General features: G+C 36.3%; 16 protein-coding genes. All 16 read right to left on the bottom strand.

The features are described 5' to 3' along the window. Positions 1 to 60: 60 nt before the first annotated feature. The 16 genes from LG296_RS02830 to LG296_RS02755 all read right to left on the bottom strand — a co-directional run bounded on the left by LG296_RS02830 (position 61) and on the right by LG296_RS02755 (position 14,469). Complete coding sequence (locus LG296_RS02830) at positions 61 to 1,512, bottom strand: Msr family ABC-F type ribosomal protection protein (protein WP_404427429.1); 1,452 nt, start codon at positions 1,510 to 1,512, stop codon at positions 61 to 63. 538 nt (positions 1,513 to 2,050) lie between these two features. Beyond that, on the bottom strand, positions 2,051 to 2,095 hold the full coding sequence (locus LG296_RS02825) for an erythromycin resistance leader peptide (RefSeq protein WP_107931997.1): 45 nt from the start codon (positions 2,093 to 2,095) through the stop codon (positions 2,051 to 2,053). Between the two features lie 97 nt (positions 2,096 to 2,192). Beyond that, positions 2,193 to 2,741: a hypothetical protein gene (locus LG296_RS02820; RefSeq protein WP_404427428.1), complete on the bottom strand. Its 549-nt coding sequence runs from the start codon at positions 2,739 to 2,741 to the stop codon at positions 2,193 to 2,195. A 728-nt stretch (positions 2,742 to 3,469) separates the two neighbouring features. Further along, a complete protein-coding gene (locus LG296_RS02815) occupies positions 3,470 to 4,066 on the bottom strand; it encodes a class I SAM-dependent methyltransferase (RefSeq protein ID WP_404427427.1) in 597 nt (198 codons plus the stop codon). A 132-nt stretch (positions 4,067 to 4,198) separates the two neighbouring features. Then, positions 4,199 to 4,528: a CHY zinc finger protein gene (locus LG296_RS02810; RefSeq protein WP_404427426.1), complete on the bottom strand. Its 330-nt coding sequence runs from the start codon at positions 4,526 to 4,528 to the stop codon at positions 4,199 to 4,201. A 25-nt stretch (positions 4,529 to 4,553) separates the two neighbouring features. Then, positions 4,554 to 5,138 carry a biotin transporter BioY gene (locus tag LG296_RS02805; protein WP_404427425.1) on the bottom strand — a complete coding sequence of 195 codons (585 nt, stop codon included), beginning with the start codon at positions 5,136 to 5,138 and terminating at the stop codon, positions 4,554 to 4,556. Positions 5,139 to 5,257: 119 nt separating this feature from the next. After that, positions 5,258 to 5,788, bottom strand: coding sequence for an AAA family ATPase (locus LG296_RS02800; RefSeq protein WP_404427424.1), 531 nt, complete (start codon positions 5,786 to 5,788; stop codon positions 5,258 to 5,260). A 34-nt stretch (positions 5,789 to 5,822) separates the two neighbouring features. Next, positions 5,823 to 7,652: a hypothetical protein gene (locus tag LG296_RS02795; RefSeq protein WP_404427423.1), complete on the bottom strand. Its 1,830-nt coding sequence runs from the start codon at positions 7,650 to 7,652 to the stop codon at positions 5,823 to 5,825. A gap of 49 nt (positions 7,653 to 7,701) precedes the next feature. Then, the gene (locus LG296_RS02790) at positions 7,702 to 7,959 is read right to left on the bottom strand and encodes a hypothetical protein (RefSeq protein ID WP_404427422.1); all 258 of its coding nucleotides are present in this window, start codon (positions 7,957 to 7,959) and stop codon (positions 7,702 to 7,704) included. A gap of 41 nt (positions 7,960 to 8,000) precedes the next feature. Further along, positions 8,001 to 8,438, bottom strand: coding sequence for a DUF4829 domain-containing protein (locus LG296_RS02785; protein ID WP_107931760.1), 438 nt, complete (start codon positions 8,436 to 8,438; stop codon positions 8,001 to 8,003). A gap of 20 nt (positions 8,439 to 8,458) precedes the next feature. Beyond that, positions 8,459 to 8,797: a hypothetical protein gene (locus LG296_RS02780; RefSeq protein ID WP_235867552.1), complete on the bottom strand. Its 339-nt coding sequence runs from the start codon at positions 8,795 to 8,797 to the stop codon at positions 8,459 to 8,461. Between the two features lie 140 nt (positions 8,798 to 8,937). Next, positions 8,938 to 10,242, bottom strand: coding sequence for a sensor histidine kinase (locus tag LG296_RS02775; RefSeq protein WP_404427421.1), 1,305 nt, complete (start codon positions 10,240 to 10,242; stop codon positions 8,938 to 8,940). Between the two features lie 439 nt (positions 10,243 to 10,681). After that, positions 10,682 to 11,305 carry a nitrite reductase gene (locus tag LG296_RS02770; RefSeq protein ID WP_404427420.1) on the bottom strand — a complete coding sequence of 208 codons (624 nt, stop codon included), beginning with the start codon at positions 11,303 to 11,305 and terminating at the stop codon, positions 10,682 to 10,684. Positions 11,306 to 11,384: 79 nt separating this feature from the next. Next, positions 11,385 to 13,823: a heavy metal translocating P-type ATPase gene (locus LG296_RS02765; protein ID WP_404427419.1), complete on the bottom strand. Its 2,439-nt coding sequence runs from the start codon at positions 13,821 to 13,823 to the stop codon at positions 11,385 to 11,387. Positions 13,824 to 13,905: 82 nt separating this feature from the next. Further along, positions 13,906 to 14,112 carry a copper chaperone CopZ gene (gene copZ / locus LG296_RS02760; protein ID WP_404427418.1) on the bottom strand — a complete coding sequence of 69 codons (207 nt, stop codon included), beginning with the start codon at positions 14,110 to 14,112 and terminating at the stop codon, positions 13,906 to 13,908. Positions 14,113 to 14,124: 12 nt separating this feature from the next. Then, on the bottom strand, positions 14,125 to 14,469 hold the full coding sequence (locus LG296_RS02755; RefSeq protein ID WP_404427417.1) for a metal-sensitive transcriptional regulator: 345 nt from the start codon (positions 14,467 to 14,469) through the stop codon (positions 14,125 to 14,127). Positions 14,470 to 14,593 lie beyond the last annotated feature (124 nt).

The following is a 14,593-nucleotide window of genomic DNA, read 5'->3' as shown; positions in this document are numbered from 1 at the left end:
ATACAATAAATCCCAATATTTTGTTCAATAGTTAACTATTTGTAAAAAGCTATGTTGCTGTTACATTTGAATCAGCTTATTATCTGCAATATGAAATTGTCCATCTGCGACATTGGCAATGAACTGCTTATCATGTGAGATAAATAGAATCGTTCCTTTGTAGGCTTTAATAAAGGTTTCTAATGCTTGAATAGCTTGGATATCTAAGAAATTAGTAGGTTCATCCAATAATAATATATTATATTGCCCTAGAAACAGTTGGCAAAGTTGAAGACGAATCGCTTCTCCTCCACTTAACGTTTTGACTCTTTTTTGCAGGTCTGTTCCAACAAATCTCATGGAATGCAGCACACTCCGCAGAAATCCTTCATCGTATGAAGAGCGATTTTTTAGAAATTGCAGAATTGTTTCATCGCTACTAAATTGATAGCTCATTTGTTGAAAGACTCCTATTTTTACTTTAGGAGATATGGTGATACCTTGCTCTTGATTCACAATATAATGAAAAAGAGTACTTTTCCCACTACCATTGTTCCCTGTTATGGCGATTTTTTTACCAAGCGGAATTTGGAAGCTTATGTCCTCTAATAAAGTTTTGTCCTCTACACCAATCGTTACACAGTCTGCCATTATCGGAAACTTGTTGTGCAATTCGAGGGTACTCGATTGATGGAATACAATTGGTCGCTCCTCTTGAATTGCATCCACTGCATGAAGCTTTTCTATACGCTGCTCGATTGCTTTTGCCGAACGCTGTATTGCTTTTTGACTTGTGCTTTTCGATTTCGTTTCGAACATTCGATTTGCTTTGGCTTTCGATTCCTTTGACATAGCCGTAGCTTTTGCGATTTTGTCTGCTGCCTTCATTTTTTCTGCAGCAGCTTTTTCAAGACGACTCTTTTCTTTTAGGTATTGTTCATGAGCTAGTATTTGTTGCTCCTGCTCGAGCTGTTTCTGAGCGATATATTCACTGTAGTTTCCAGCATAGACATTGACCTTACCGGCTTGAATTTCCCATATTGTTGTAACCAACTCATCAAGAACAGCTCGGTCATGACTTATTAAAACAAGCGCTCCATAATAATAACGCAACTCATCTAGAAGATATGAAATTCCCTCCTGATCTAAGTGTGTCGTGGGCTCATCTATTAAGAGACACTCATAATAATGAGAAAACAGCTGAGCAAGCTTTAGTCTCGTTTGCTCTCCTCCACTTAAGGAAACCTGCTGTTTCGGCACGTGTAATTTCCCCAATAACTTAGGGTCCACTTCCTTAGCATCTGGTGGTTCAACTTGTTCAAAATAAGCAAAGTCTACATGGCGATTCACCTTGCCTAGTGAAGGCCGAATCTCACCTGCCAGAAGCTTTAATAACGTACTTTTCCCAGCACCATTTTTCCCTACAATACCGATGCGATCAAATTGATGTACAGCCAAACGGTCAATCTTTAATATCTCTTTATCTAAATAATTTATCTCTATATTTTCTAATTCAAAACAAATTTGTTCCATTTTCGCTACCTCCGAAATTTTGAAATTCCGTATCGATAGCTATAATCTAGAATCGATACGAGCTTCTAAATCAAGCTCGTATTAAAAGAATAATAACCACATATGGTGTCCTCCTAGTTTTCTGTTTGATAAAGCTCTATATGCGACTAAATTGGATGGGGTGAAAGACATTCTTTTTGAAATCTGAAGGTTTTTGTCCTTCATCCACCCTATGAAAGACATTTTTTCTGAAATCTGAAGGTTTTTTGTCCTTCATCCACCTGATGAAAGACATTCTTTTTGAAATCTGAAGTTTTTTAGTCCTTCATCAACATAATATTAATCATCAATACATAGGAGACTCAAAAACAAAAAATCACAGACTGCACGCCTGTGATTTAGAGTAAAAAGGAGTATCCCTTCTTTTAACTTAAATTGAAAACAATAAAGAAAGACAGAAAACCTACCTTTCTCCCCAAAAATACCTGAAGATTATTAAAAAAGGACAGACTAACCCCATTTACTCTGCTAGACAAACAGAGCCTTTGACCATATTCAATTACTGGTTCAAAGCTAGAAAACGTAGTCTCATAGAATGCGTCATTTTTTAATAATCCTCCTTAAAGTGTAATACAGTATCATTATATATTTTGAATTGTAACAAAGTCAAATACCCTATTTAGATAAGTAATCTCTAAACTTTAGTTAACATGTTTTTTTTTTGCGATAGAGATTTTCTCTACCTCACAGCGCAATTTATAAAAATATTGAACTATCTCATGGTCCCCTAAAACGGATTCTCTAATATTACGTAAAGTCCGCTTTCCCACTCGGCGATCTAGTAAACAGAGAATTTTAGTTAGGCTATCTGGGGATTTTAAAGATTCTTCAATTGATGAATTGAAGTAGTTCTCTAAAGCCGTAAAGAAATCGTATTGAGCATAGACTCCTTCTTTTTTCAATTGTTGATGCGCTTGATCTTGTATATCCCTATTAAATTCAACATTGTCAAAATCAAAATTATTCAAATCTCTTCTTATCTCTTTTTCTCTGTAATACTCTTCTCTTTCAGCTGTAATTGTACACATATTTACTTTTTCAAGTTTATCGACTGTAATAACCGCTCTTCCTAACTGATCGTGAGCTCTACGATAATTAATGACCTGAAAATCAACTCTTGAACGCAAAGGTTCACAAATAAAACTCATTAGCTGTTTCTTCGCTTTACTCCATTTTGGCTGAAATAACACTAAACTACTTCCTCCTTTGGAATTTACCCCTTGTGATGCAGGTCACTTTTAGGTTTCGGGGCTCCTGTTATGCCTTTCTTTCTGATGATGCATGCACTTTTACGATTTTGGCTCACGTTTATGGCGTTCATCCCGGTTGTGAATGCCACTTTCAGAGTGCTGCCTCTCGATTTTGGCTTTCATCACACTTATGAATGCCACTTTCAGGTTGCTGCTGCCTCATTTTTGGCTTTCATCACACTTATGAACGCCACTTTCAGGTTGCTGCTGCCTCATTTTTGGCTTTCATCACACTTATGAACGCCACTTTCAGAATGTTGCCTCTCGGATTTGGCTTTCATCACACTTATGAATGCCACTTTCAAAGTGCTGCCTCTCGTTTTTGGCTTTCATTACACTTATGAATGCCACTTTTAGGTTGCTGCTGCCTCATTTTTGGCATTCATCACAATGATGAATGCCACTTTCAGGTTGTTGCCTCTCGGATTTGGCTTTCATCACACTTATGAATGCCACTTTTAGGTTGCTGCCTCTCGATTTTGGCTTTCATCACACTTATGAATGCCACTTTCAGAGTGCTACCTCTCGATTTTGGCTTTCATCACACTTATGAATGCCACTTTCAGGTTGCTGTCTTTCATTTTTGGCTTTCATCCCGTTGATGAATGCCACTTTCAAGTTGCTGCCTCATATTTTTGGCTTTCACTCTGATTATGAACTACCCTACATCACTTCTCACTACTCGCCAAAAACATCGAGGCATCTTGGTTCATGAAGATATGACTACCATGGTGGAAGGTATTCATTTCAATTGATTTAAATCCAACTTCAGATAAAGTTTTTTTCAGCTCTGCATGAGAAAAACCATTGTGCACTTTTGGATGATTGATTTTCTCGTTTTTATCAAAATCAACGATAATCAGCTTGCCACCATCATTTAAAATCCTATATAATTCCTGCAGTATATTTTTTGTATCTGGAATATGAAGTAGCACGAGCGACATGAATACAATGTCTGCTTTTAGTTCAGGAGTGGCTTGAGTAAAATCTGAATAGAGCACTTTTGCATTGCTAATTCCTTTATGAGAAATTTTAGCTTCTGCAACCTCCAGCATTTGCTTTGAGGAATCCACCAACAAAACTGTCTCGACTAAGTCTGTAAGCTCTAGACTGACTAGACCTGTACCACTTCCATAGTCTATTAAAGCTTTGGATTTACTGTTCTGTAATTCTCCTCTTACTTCATTAACTATAACTTTCGCTAATTCAATTCTGTCTTCTGTATCATATCTTTTGGCCATTTCTTCAAAAACGTTACTTTCCATATTCTACTCCCCCTGAATTAAAGCTTCTTGGTGGTCATTATAGCAAAAATCTAACCTTAAGGCTTTGTTCATAGCTCAAAAAGCACCGAGCAGGTAAAACTACGCTCAATGCTTAATAATTATTCTTGTTATTCACACTTCAAAATACAAATGCTTATGAAGGCTACAGCCTGGGTTAAAGGAGCTCTCGCAGGATGGACAGGTTGAATGGCAGCTTAGATATTCATTGATGGTTAGTTCATGTCCACAGGCACCGCATAATATGGCCTTTTGATGAAATTGCTCCTTTGGCCAAACCTGTGGGTTACTGCAGCCTTCTTCTTCGTGACAGGAAAAGCAAGGATAATAGGTATCGCAGCAATAGAATTTGATGGCGATTCGATCAACCTCTGAATGATAATGTCCACAGCGTGTTTCGTTGTCCACATTATTTCCCTTCACTTGATGTCCATGTATCAGCATTTAACTCACTCCTAGGCAGTAACTCTTACTTTTTGAACCTTTGTACAATCGGCTTAAGTCGATAGCCAAAGATTCCGGCGAAAATAGCCAAGATGATGTCCTTTGGTAGTGGGACAACCATCCATGCCCACGCCATTTGATAGGTAAAGCCTTCTGGTGCAGCAAACCAAAACTTATAGGCTGCATACATCCAATTTGTTCCGATAACATAATTGATAGCCGTTCCTACCAAAGCCGCTATGATAAAACCCTTTACTGATGGGAATTTGCAAACGATTTCCCCTACAATGTAAGCCACGAAAAAATATGAAACTATAAATCCGAAAGTTGGTGATATAAGTGAATCAATTCCTCCTGAAAACTGTGCGAAAACAGGTAGCCCAGCTAGTCCAATAAATGCATAAAATAGCATCGCAATTAAACCTGTACGACTGCCTAATATCATTCCTGCTAGGATTGCGAAAAACGTTTGTAGTGTGATGGGAACCCCACCGATAACTAAGAAGGAAGAAATGTTAGCACCAATCATCATTAATACTGAAAACATTGCAATTTGAACCATTTGTAGCGTGCGTGAATAATTCGTTGTTTTTTCAACTGTAGTAGTCATCATATACCTCCCAAAAATCCAATATTAGGAATAGTATATTTAAGTCTCTATTATGAGTCAACCTTTTTTTATTTAGGTTAACGTAAATTTGCACTAGAATTACAGAAGTCATTTCAAATTCAAGATAGCTTCAGCTTTTCTTTTATTCTTTCAATAATATGCGTAACGCTAGTATTTTCAGTATCTATAAATTCTCCAAAGGCAACTTCTTTATAGGCTTCCAAGCATTTTTCAGTTTGCTGGAAACACCAATTTCCTTCTTCCTCGCCCCGTTCTCTTAGCCGCTCGTAAATTGTTTCTTTACTTGCTGTCAAACAAAAGTGGAAGCTTTGTTCATCAATTTGCTTGAAGCCCTCTAGAATATATTGAAGGTACTCTGATTTTCGAATAGTCATGGGTACGATAAGGTGCATTTTATATTTAGCCACAATACTTTCCGCTACTTTAACAGTTAACTCTCTCCACAGGTGTAAATCCTGAAAATCTCCGGTTTCAGCTTCACTCTTTTTTATCTCCTCTGGTATAACATTTCTTAACATAAAACCAATCTCTTCAGGATCATAGATCATGCTGTTTCCGAGCTGCTTTTGAAGCTCACCTGCAACCGTTGTTTTCCCTACACCAAAGGCTCCATTAATCATTATAATCATCTTGCTCCCCCTCTTATTGGATTTTCCTGCTTTATTACGCTATCAATCTCTTAGCTAATTCACTGATTTCTTTATCCTTTGTCTTGCTGGCAATATTTTGGATGATTTCGATGAGCTCTGGATTTTGCCAATGCTTTTTATCTTGCGCTTCTAATGTATTTAAGGCAAAGTATTGACAATTTAGTTCACCTGAACGCAAGCATTTTCCAACGAAATGAAGTCCCGTTCCTTCAAACTCTTTTAATGCTTCTAATAAAGAAATAATCTTATATTGTTCCATATCAGATAAATTTTCAAATGAGTCGAGGTGTTCCATAGAGTTCACTAAAGCTTCTATTACCTTTTGCTCCTTTGTTGCAACAAGGGCTATATGATATTCTAAATTATCTGGCTCGCTTTTAAGCTTCTCAAATAATAGCTCTGTGATGTTTAATTTAAAATAGAGTGCAATGGCTAATGCCTTTGTATTGTTCTGATTTTCTGATTGGAGAATGTCCATTGCTTGTTGTACCCAGATTGGTTTTTTTGCAATTTCTTCAATCATCTCATTTACTGCATTCCGTTCGTGAGGCTTCCAATTCTCTGCAAATCGCTGCTCCCAAGTCTCCAGGCTTTCGTTCATATAATCTGCAATACGTGTTAGAATATAAAATTCCTCGAGATTTCTACAATGCAATTTTGAATGATATATAAAACGCATAAGCACCTGTCCCGCGTATTCATATTCATCAATGGCTTGATGAGGCACATCTCCCAGTAACCCTAAAATTATTTCTCCTGCACCGTGATATAGCTCTTTTGAGATTTCCGGTTCATGTAGCATAATATCAAGCTTGCCTTTTACAGCACATGCAAGAGACGAATAACCGTTCATTACATCATTAATCGTGCCTTCCGTTAATAACCAATGCTGAATCTCTTCTGTACTGGCTTCTAAAAAGTCAATCGCTTCGATTTTCCCCCACCCATTTACAGACTTGGCTATTTGGTAGATTGTTTCATTGGCATTTCTTGTTCCATTCTTCAGCGCAAATAGAGCAACACCTGTAAATTCTTCGTGTAAGGCAAGCATTTGCAGGCGTTCTTTTATACTTTCACAATTTGTGCAGCCGAGAATAATTAATGCAAATTTTACTACCTCTCGGTGAGCTGCATGCTCCAATAACCAGATTGCCTCCTGCTGTACCTTCTGCTCGTCTTTTTCCTCTTGGGCAAAAAGCTCAATTAGCTCCTGGAAATAGCTGATTACCTTCTCATCCTTAATCTTCTCATAGGTTGCTTTACGTGTTTGATTTGTTGGGTTTTCAACTTGCTCCATAAATAATTTAAGGAGCCTTTTTGTATAAAATGGAGTTACACCCTCAGAAACTAGCTGATCTGATAAGCCAGGTGCTAGCTTTGGATGGTTTTCATCTACTAAAAAGGCATCGTCTGGTAAGGCAGTATTTATAATCTTTTGATGCTCTACTATTTGCTGTTCAAGATACGGGACAATATATTCTTTATTTGCCCATGGTAAGAACTCCAGCTTCATGGCTTCCTTTAATATAACTTGGCCATTTACTTTCACCGTAATATTTAAACGGACAAATCCACCTATCTTCACAAATACTTTATGACGCTTGCCGTCCCTTGATTGAAATGTCCCTGACAAGTTTGTAAAAGGAATTATGTGAGACCAAATAGACTGCCTGATGTTACTTGCAATAATATGTCCATCAACTAGTAAACTTTCTTCCATCATTTTATTGTGAATCTCTATTTTATGCCCCTTAAAATCGATTGCCCAGTACTTGTCGACCTCTTTTGCCGCATCATTTTTAGCATTACGCATCTCTCGTTTAAACTCTTCTTTAAATCCCATTTAGTATCTCCTTTTCTTCTATCTACTATATTACTCTCTTTATTAATTCTTAGACTTCGTTATTATGTAAATATTTAGTAAAATAGGCGCCTAAAATCAACAGCACTATTGTAATTGACCAACTTAAGACGCCCAAGAAATCAAGCCAGTATGCAAGTAGATTGGTGATCGAAATTAGATATAAACAAATAGAAGATAAAAAGGGTTTGATTCCCTTAACACCTGTTTTTTTCCTCTTTTGAAGCATCATTATTACAGAATAAGCAAGAGCAATTACCAGCAGTATTGATAAAATAATAGGTAGCATTTTAGTTCATCCTTTCACTTAATAGTTAAATTGCTCGACACTCAATATCCCCAATCCTTAACATGCCATTTTCCGTTTTCACTATTTCGTATTAATACCCAGCGCCACTCAGTATAAGTTGAATTTGGCTCTAAGCTTCCGTCACCACCAGAAGAGTCCACCTTAAAATTTGAAAGTAAGCCAATCACGTTATCTTTGTCTATATTCTTCTCCGAGCCATCACCATAGTTTAAATAGTCTTCAGCAATTTTATCGGACTCAGCTTCTGTGTACCAAATTTCAGTAAGCTCACATCCTCGAAATCCCCAAAACTTCCTCTTCACCTTGGACACGGCCTCATTGATTTCTACTTCAGAGAACTTAGTAGATTCACCTATACTCACCTGAGCATTATTGCTTTTTCCAAGCTGATTCATTAACAGAATCGCTGTTCCACCAACCACCGCTACTACTATTATGAAACGCAGTAAGTTCTTCATTTGAAATCTCCTTAAATTTTTCATTCACTTAACATATAACCAACCACTTCTTTGGTAATAGGATCTACTAGAATAGAAGGTGTTCCGACTACAGCATCCTCCTTATCTTGAAAAGAAACACTCAGCACTTCTTTACCTTCAAAACTCGGGTCCAATAATTCATAGTTTTCATCCACAACTATTTCTATGACAGTCGTATTTTGCCACTCTTCCTTCGCCATCTGATTCCAACCTTTTTCGTTAACAAACTCCCAAGCAACAGCCTTAACCTCTCCGAAATCATCTGCTACCTGTTGGTTAGAACAACCAATGATTATTAATATCGGAAATACGGTTAGGGTTAATATCTTAAATTTCAATTTACTCCCCCTATAATTAGTCGAAATTCATTTATTTTAGTTTCACAGATTATTCGTTTTTTGTAAAATAATTGAAATAATTTATAACTCAATGTTTCCTGTAAATAGAGAAAAGACTGATTTGAAAACCAAGGTTCAAATCAGTCTTTTAAATTGATGGATTGCATTTTCATTTCAACTTCAAGTTTTTGAATGAACAAACCATTTTCAACATTCGTATTTAACATGACGTCAGGATACTGGTTGATAATACTTTGAACTGTACTAAGTCCTTTTCCGCGATTCTCTCCTTTTGTTGAGAATCCTTCCTTAAAGATTTGCTCCAATAAGATGGACTCCTCTTGAACAGTATTTTCAATAATGATGATGATTGAATCCTTCATACTCTTCATTATTGCTATATTTATTTCTTTTCCATTTTCTACATGGCTAGTAGCTTCGATTGCATTATCTAAAAAGATGCCCAATATTCTTGAAATATCAATTACATTCATTGCAATCTCTTCTATTTCTCCTGGTATTTCAATATCTACTTCAATTCCCTCTTTTTCTGCCTGCAAAGCTTTCGTTAGTAACAACCCTTTAATACCTGTAATATGTAAATTTGATAGGTTAGCAAGTCGTTGATTTCTCTTTAATGTATCTCCTTCAGCAGACATAATATGTTGCTTGAAATAGTTCTTCAGTCCCTCCAAATCATTTATCTCCATATAACCTTGCATTGTAGATAAGATATTGGCATAGTCATGACGGAACTTTTGCATATCATGATTGATCAATTCCAATGAATGCATATAATCTGTGAACTGTTCTGTTTCAATCTCTATCTCTCGAAAATGATTTTCTTTCTTTAGATTTATAATTGTTATATAAAGAACAATGCACATAAACCCAAAATACGTTAGCTGGGAAAAGATATTAAATTTTAAAATAGTATCTTGGGAGAAGTAATCTGTTAAGTATAAATTGATATAAAATGTACACATCGTGATGAAGACAATAGAAAGAATAAAAACATATGCTGTTTTTGTCAGACCTAATAACTGGTATATCTTCTTAGAAACTAATTTATAAATGACAGCACAAGAAATAAATATAATTATAAAAATGATGTATTGCTCCAAAATTCCCGGCAGAACATCATAGGGATATACCACCATCGTAAATTGAGCTAGATTATCTGCTATTATTCCGATAATAACAACAAAACAAATATGTATTAGTGTAGAAAATCCTCTTGCTAACCAATAGAAATATGTAAATGAACTAACAATGAAATAGATAATGCCTAGCCACTGACCAAAAATTACAAAATTTAATGCGGTAGGACAAATTACTACTAAAATAAATGCTAATACCCGTTTAATCGTGATTTTTATATTAGTTAAAAATGTAATGGCCCAAAATATTAAGCTAAACTCAATTATTAAAAATAACAGCTCCATCCTGTTCTCCAAATCTTAATATTTTTTGTACAAACGGTAATTCTTTATAACTATTATTGTAGAAAAACTTTATACGAATACAAACTTCTTTTTAGTTAGGAATGGTGCTAGTACTAAACGTTATATCTAAATTCCCACCTTTATTCAGTACATATCATCCAACCCTTGTTAAATAAGCCATAAGTCTCCATTCTAGCACAACTTATATTATTATCCCCTCTGTTTTTTCAATAATCATATAAAACTATCAATAATATATTTTAATTATAGAAAGTAGAGAGGCATGGACACAACATAAAATATCAAATTTCTCACTGAGAAATTTGATATTTTTTCGCTTATGCTAAATTAATTTCCAATGCGGAGATGCTTTGCTAGGGCACGGCTCGAGCCTGTAGTGACTCGTATCTATTAATAATATTCGGTTAATTTATAGTTTTCATGTATAACTTATTATTTGATCTCTACCAATTCGTTTTAAAAATTTATGGAACGTCTCTCGTTTCTTCCCGGTTTGTGAATATAAAGCGATTATTTTCTCAACTGATTCGTACAATTCCTCTGGTGATAGATTCTCCAATAACAACGAACCCACTTCAGCATCTTTTCCTTTTGCTTTTCCACCTACATATAAATTGTAATGCTCTCTTATTTTCATAATTCCTATGTCGCTAACCATTGGTTCACCGCACCCAATTGGACAACCTGTATAAGCAACCTTAAGGGTAAATGGAACAGGCTTTCCTGCTATACGTTGATTTAATTCTTTTGCTACAGGCATCCCTTCCTCTAGTTCCCCTTTGCAAAAATTACAGGTTCTCAAGCTCTTTACGAAGTTTCCAACTGGATAACAGACTAATCCAACACTTTGAAATTCTACAATGATTTCTTCTTTTTTATCTTCTGGTATTTCTATATAGAGTTGCTGAAATGTCGTTAACTCAAGTTCCTCATCTTCATCCATATATTTTGAGATTGTTTGAAGCTGTTTTGAATTAAGTTTTGCCCCGAAACCGATTCCTCCATTGATGGCAATTTTAACTTTTTTAACATCGTTCCCCATATTCATTTCTCACCTCGATTTTCCAACTTATTACTCCATGCATACCTATACATGGTATATATGGAGCAGTGAGTAACCATTATTTTTCTAATTTCACCCTTTGTAGACGTAAAGCGTTTAATACCACCGATACAGAACTAAATGCCATAGCAGCACCTGCTACCCAGGGTGCAAGGAATCCTGCTGCAGCAATCGGAATCCCAATTATGTTATAAGCAAATGCCCAGAATAAGTTTTGTTTAATATTACGCATTGTTTTGCGACTCATTATGATTGCATCTGCAATACTATTTAAGTCCCCTCTTATTAACGTAATATCTGCTGCTTCCATAGCGACATCTGTACCTGTTCCAATCGCCATACCAATATTGGCTGTTGCAAGTGCTGGTGCGTCATTAATGCCATCGCCAACCATTGCAACCTTTTTACCTTTCTGTTGTAGCTTCTTCACTTCCTGTGCTTTACCTTCAGGAAGAACTTCTGCAATAACTGCATCAACGCCTACTTCTTTTCCAATTGCATGTGCAGTCCGTTCGTTATCCCCTGTCATCATAATGACTTCGATTCCCATAGCTTTTAGACGCAATACAGCTTCTTTGGACGTTTCTTTAATTGTATCTGCTACGGCCACTAGACCTGCGTATTGCCCATTTATTGCAGCTAACATTGCTGTTTTCCCTTCACTTTCAAGCTCCTCCATCATCGGAAGGACAACTTGAATATCGATACCATATTGCTGCATTAATTTTCGGGTACCTATGATAATACCTTGACCAGAAACTGTTGCCTGTATCCCGTAGCCTGGAATTGCTTCAAAGAACTGAACATTCCCAAGTTCGATTCCCTTTTCCTGAATACCTTGAACGATTGCTTGTGCCAATGGATGTTCGGATTGTTTTTCTGCTGCACCAATTAGTGATAAAAAGCTCTCTTCTTCTTGACCAGTTGCTGTATAAACATCCGTTAATACTGGCTTACCATGTGTGACAGTGCCTGTTTTATCGACCACAACGGTATTAATGCCTTGTGTTTGTTCTAAATGCTCTCCACCTTTGAACAAAATACCAAATTCTGCTGCACGACCAGATCCAGCCATAATCGAAGTCGGTGTAGCTAAACCTAGTGCACAAGGACAAGCAATAACAAGGACTGCGATTAACACTTCAAGTGCTTGTGTAAAATTCCCTGGTTCAACCAAGAAGAGCCAGACTAAAAATGTCAGGATCGCAATACCGATTACAATCGGAACGAATACACCAGAGATTTTATCCGCTAATCGTTGAATTGGCGCTTTTGTTCCCTGTGCATCTTCTACTACTTTAATAATTTGAGCTAGAGCTGTATCACGACCAACTTTTGTAGCCTTCATTTTGATAAAACCATTCTTGTTGATAGTTGCTCCGTATAAAACATCACTTACCTTTTTATCTACAGGTAGACTTTCCCCGGTTAACATCGATTCATCAACAGCCGTTGTACCTTCAACAACTTCACCATCAACTGGAATTTTCTCACCGGGTTTCACTAGAATTATATCAGCGATCATTACTTCTTCCAGCGGCACTTCCTTTTCAATACCCTCACGAATTACTATGGCTGTTTTTGCCTGAAGCCCCATTAATTTCTTAATCGCTTCCGACGAACGCCCTTTAGCTTTTACTTCGAATAATTTACCTAAAAGTATAAGCGTAATTAATACCGCACTTGTTTCAAAATATAAATGTGGGACGTGGTGTGTACCCGTTGCAACAATAGCTTGATAAACACTATAAAAATAAGCAGCTGAAGTACCCATTACCACAAGTACATCCATGTTAGCACTACCATTGCGTAGCGATTTATATGCACCTACATAAAACTGTTTGCCAATAATAAATTGCACAGGTGTTGCTAACATCATCTGAACCCATGGATTCATTAAAAACTCTGGTACATAAAGAAATGAAGTAAATGAAAAGTGACCAACCATCGTCCAGAGTAAAGGTAATGAAAGAATGGCAGAAATTAAAAATTTTCTTTTCTGGTCTTTAATTGCTTTTTCACGATAATCAACTTGTTCTTTTTCATCTTGTTTTTGATGTGCACCATAGCCAAGTTTTTCAACCTTTGTAATAATGTCTGTAACGGAAACTTCGGATGGATTAAATTCGATTGTTGCTTTTTCTAGTGCTAAATTGACGTTTGCAGAAGCTATACCATCGATTTTATTTAAGCCTTTTTCAATTCGAGTAGCACAAGCTGCACAAGTCATACCAGTAATATCAAACTCAGCTTTTTGTTTTACAACGCCGTATCCAAGAGATTCAATTTTCTTTTCAAAATCTTCCTCACTCAGTATAGAAGAATCATATTTAATCGATGTCTTTTCTAACGCTAAATTTACAGTGGCTATTTCAACACCTTCTATTTTATTTAAACCTTTTTCAATTCGAGTAGCACAAGCTGCACACGTCATACCCGTAATTTGAAGGCTTGCTTCTTTAGGTTTTCTTATATCCTCATTTGATGCTGTCGTCATTCACTTTCACCTCTCATACCCGTTAGGGGTATAATTTCCTGTAAGAATTAGAGTGCCTATAAAAGCACTCTTGAAAAATTCACTATTCAACTTCATAGCCTTGATCATCAATAGTTTCTTTAATCTTTTCTAGTGTAACAAGACCATTATCGAATGATACAGTTACTTGACCATCCTCAAGGTTGACTATTACTTGGTCTACACCTTGTAATTCGCCGACACTACCTTCAACTGACTTTACACAATGTCCACAAGACATACCCTTAACAATTAAAGTTACATTTTCCATATTATCTACTCCCTATTTTTTCATTAATTTTTGGATTGTAATAAGCACTTCATCTAGAACTTCTAAATCCCCTTCTTGTATGCGCTCTGCCACACACTCTTTCATATGGGTTTCTAGAAGCATTTTAGCTACGCCATTTAAAGCTGCTTGTGCTGCAGATATTTGCGTAATGACATCATCACAATAAGTGTCTTTTTCAATTAAGCCTTTTATGCCGCGGATTTGCCCTTCAACACGATTTAACCTTGTGATAAGATTTTTCTTTGTTTCATCTGAGTGATGACTTTTCCGCTCACTAGAACTTGAACAGCAGCTATCTTCATTTATTTGAACTTCGTTATTTAATTCATGTTTCATTTATTTACCTCTCCTTAGTTCAGGAATTGCATACCCCTATACCCTATACAAGAAATATAACATACCCCCACACCCTATGTAAAGATTATTCCTCAATTATTATTTACCCACAACAGGCCTTTTA

Source organism: Ureibacillus chungkukjangi (assembly GCF_044795995.1).
Taxonomy (GTDB): Bacteria; Bacillota; Bacilli; order Bacillales_A; family Planococcaceae; genus Ureibacillus; species Ureibacillus chungkukjangi.
This window is presented reverse-complemented; position numbering and strand designations above follow the sequence as displayed.

Coding starts and splice junctions, on each gene's coding strand:
- LG296_RS02815 (WP_404427427.1), bottom strand. CDS start 4,066: ATGGAAAGTAACGTTTTTGAAGAAATGGCCAAAAGATATGATACAGAA.
- LG296_RS02785 (WP_107931760.1), bottom strand. CDS start 8,438: ATGAAGAACTTACTGCGTTTCATAATAGTAGTAGCGGTGGTTGGTGGA.
- LG296_RS02790 (WP_404427422.1), bottom strand. CDS start 7,959: ATGCTACCTATTATTTTATCAATACTGCTGGTAATTGCTCTTGCTTAT.
- LG296_RS02775 (WP_404427421.1), bottom strand. CDS start 10,242: ATGGAGCTGTTATTTTTAATAATTGAGTTTAGCTTAATATTTTGGGCC.
- LG296_RS02755 (WP_404427417.1), bottom strand. CDS start 14,469: ATGAAACATGAATTAAATAACGAAGTTCAAATAAATGAAGATAGCTGC.
- LG296_RS02830 (WP_404427429.1), bottom strand. CDS start 1,512: ATGGAACAAATTTGTTTTGAATTAGAAAATATAGAGATAAATTATTTA.
- LG296_RS02800 (WP_404427424.1), bottom strand. CDS start 5,788: ATGATTATAATGATTAATGGAGCCTTTGGTGTAGGGAAAACAACGGTT.
- LG296_RS02805 (WP_404427425.1), bottom strand. CDS start 5,138: ATGACTACTACAGTTGAAAAAACAACGAATTATTCACGCACGCTACAA.
- LG296_RS02770 (WP_404427420.1), bottom strand. CDS start 11,305: ATGGGGAACGATGTTAAAAAAGTTAAAATTGCCATCAATGGAGGAATC.
- LG296_RS02810 (WP_404427426.1), bottom strand. CDS start 4,528: ATGCTGATACATGGACATCAAGTGAAGGGAAATAATGTGGACAACGAA.
- LG296_RS02795 (WP_404427423.1), bottom strand. CDS start 7,652: ATGGGATTTAAAGAAGAGTTTAAACGAGAGATGCGTAATGCTAAAAAT.
- copZ (WP_404427418.1), bottom strand. CDS start 14,112: ATGGAAAATGTAACTTTAATTGTTAAGGGTATGTCTTGTGGACATTGT.
- LG296_RS02765 (WP_404427419.1), bottom strand. CDS start 13,823: ATGACGACAGCATCAAATGAGGATATAAGAAAACCTAAAGAAGCAAGC.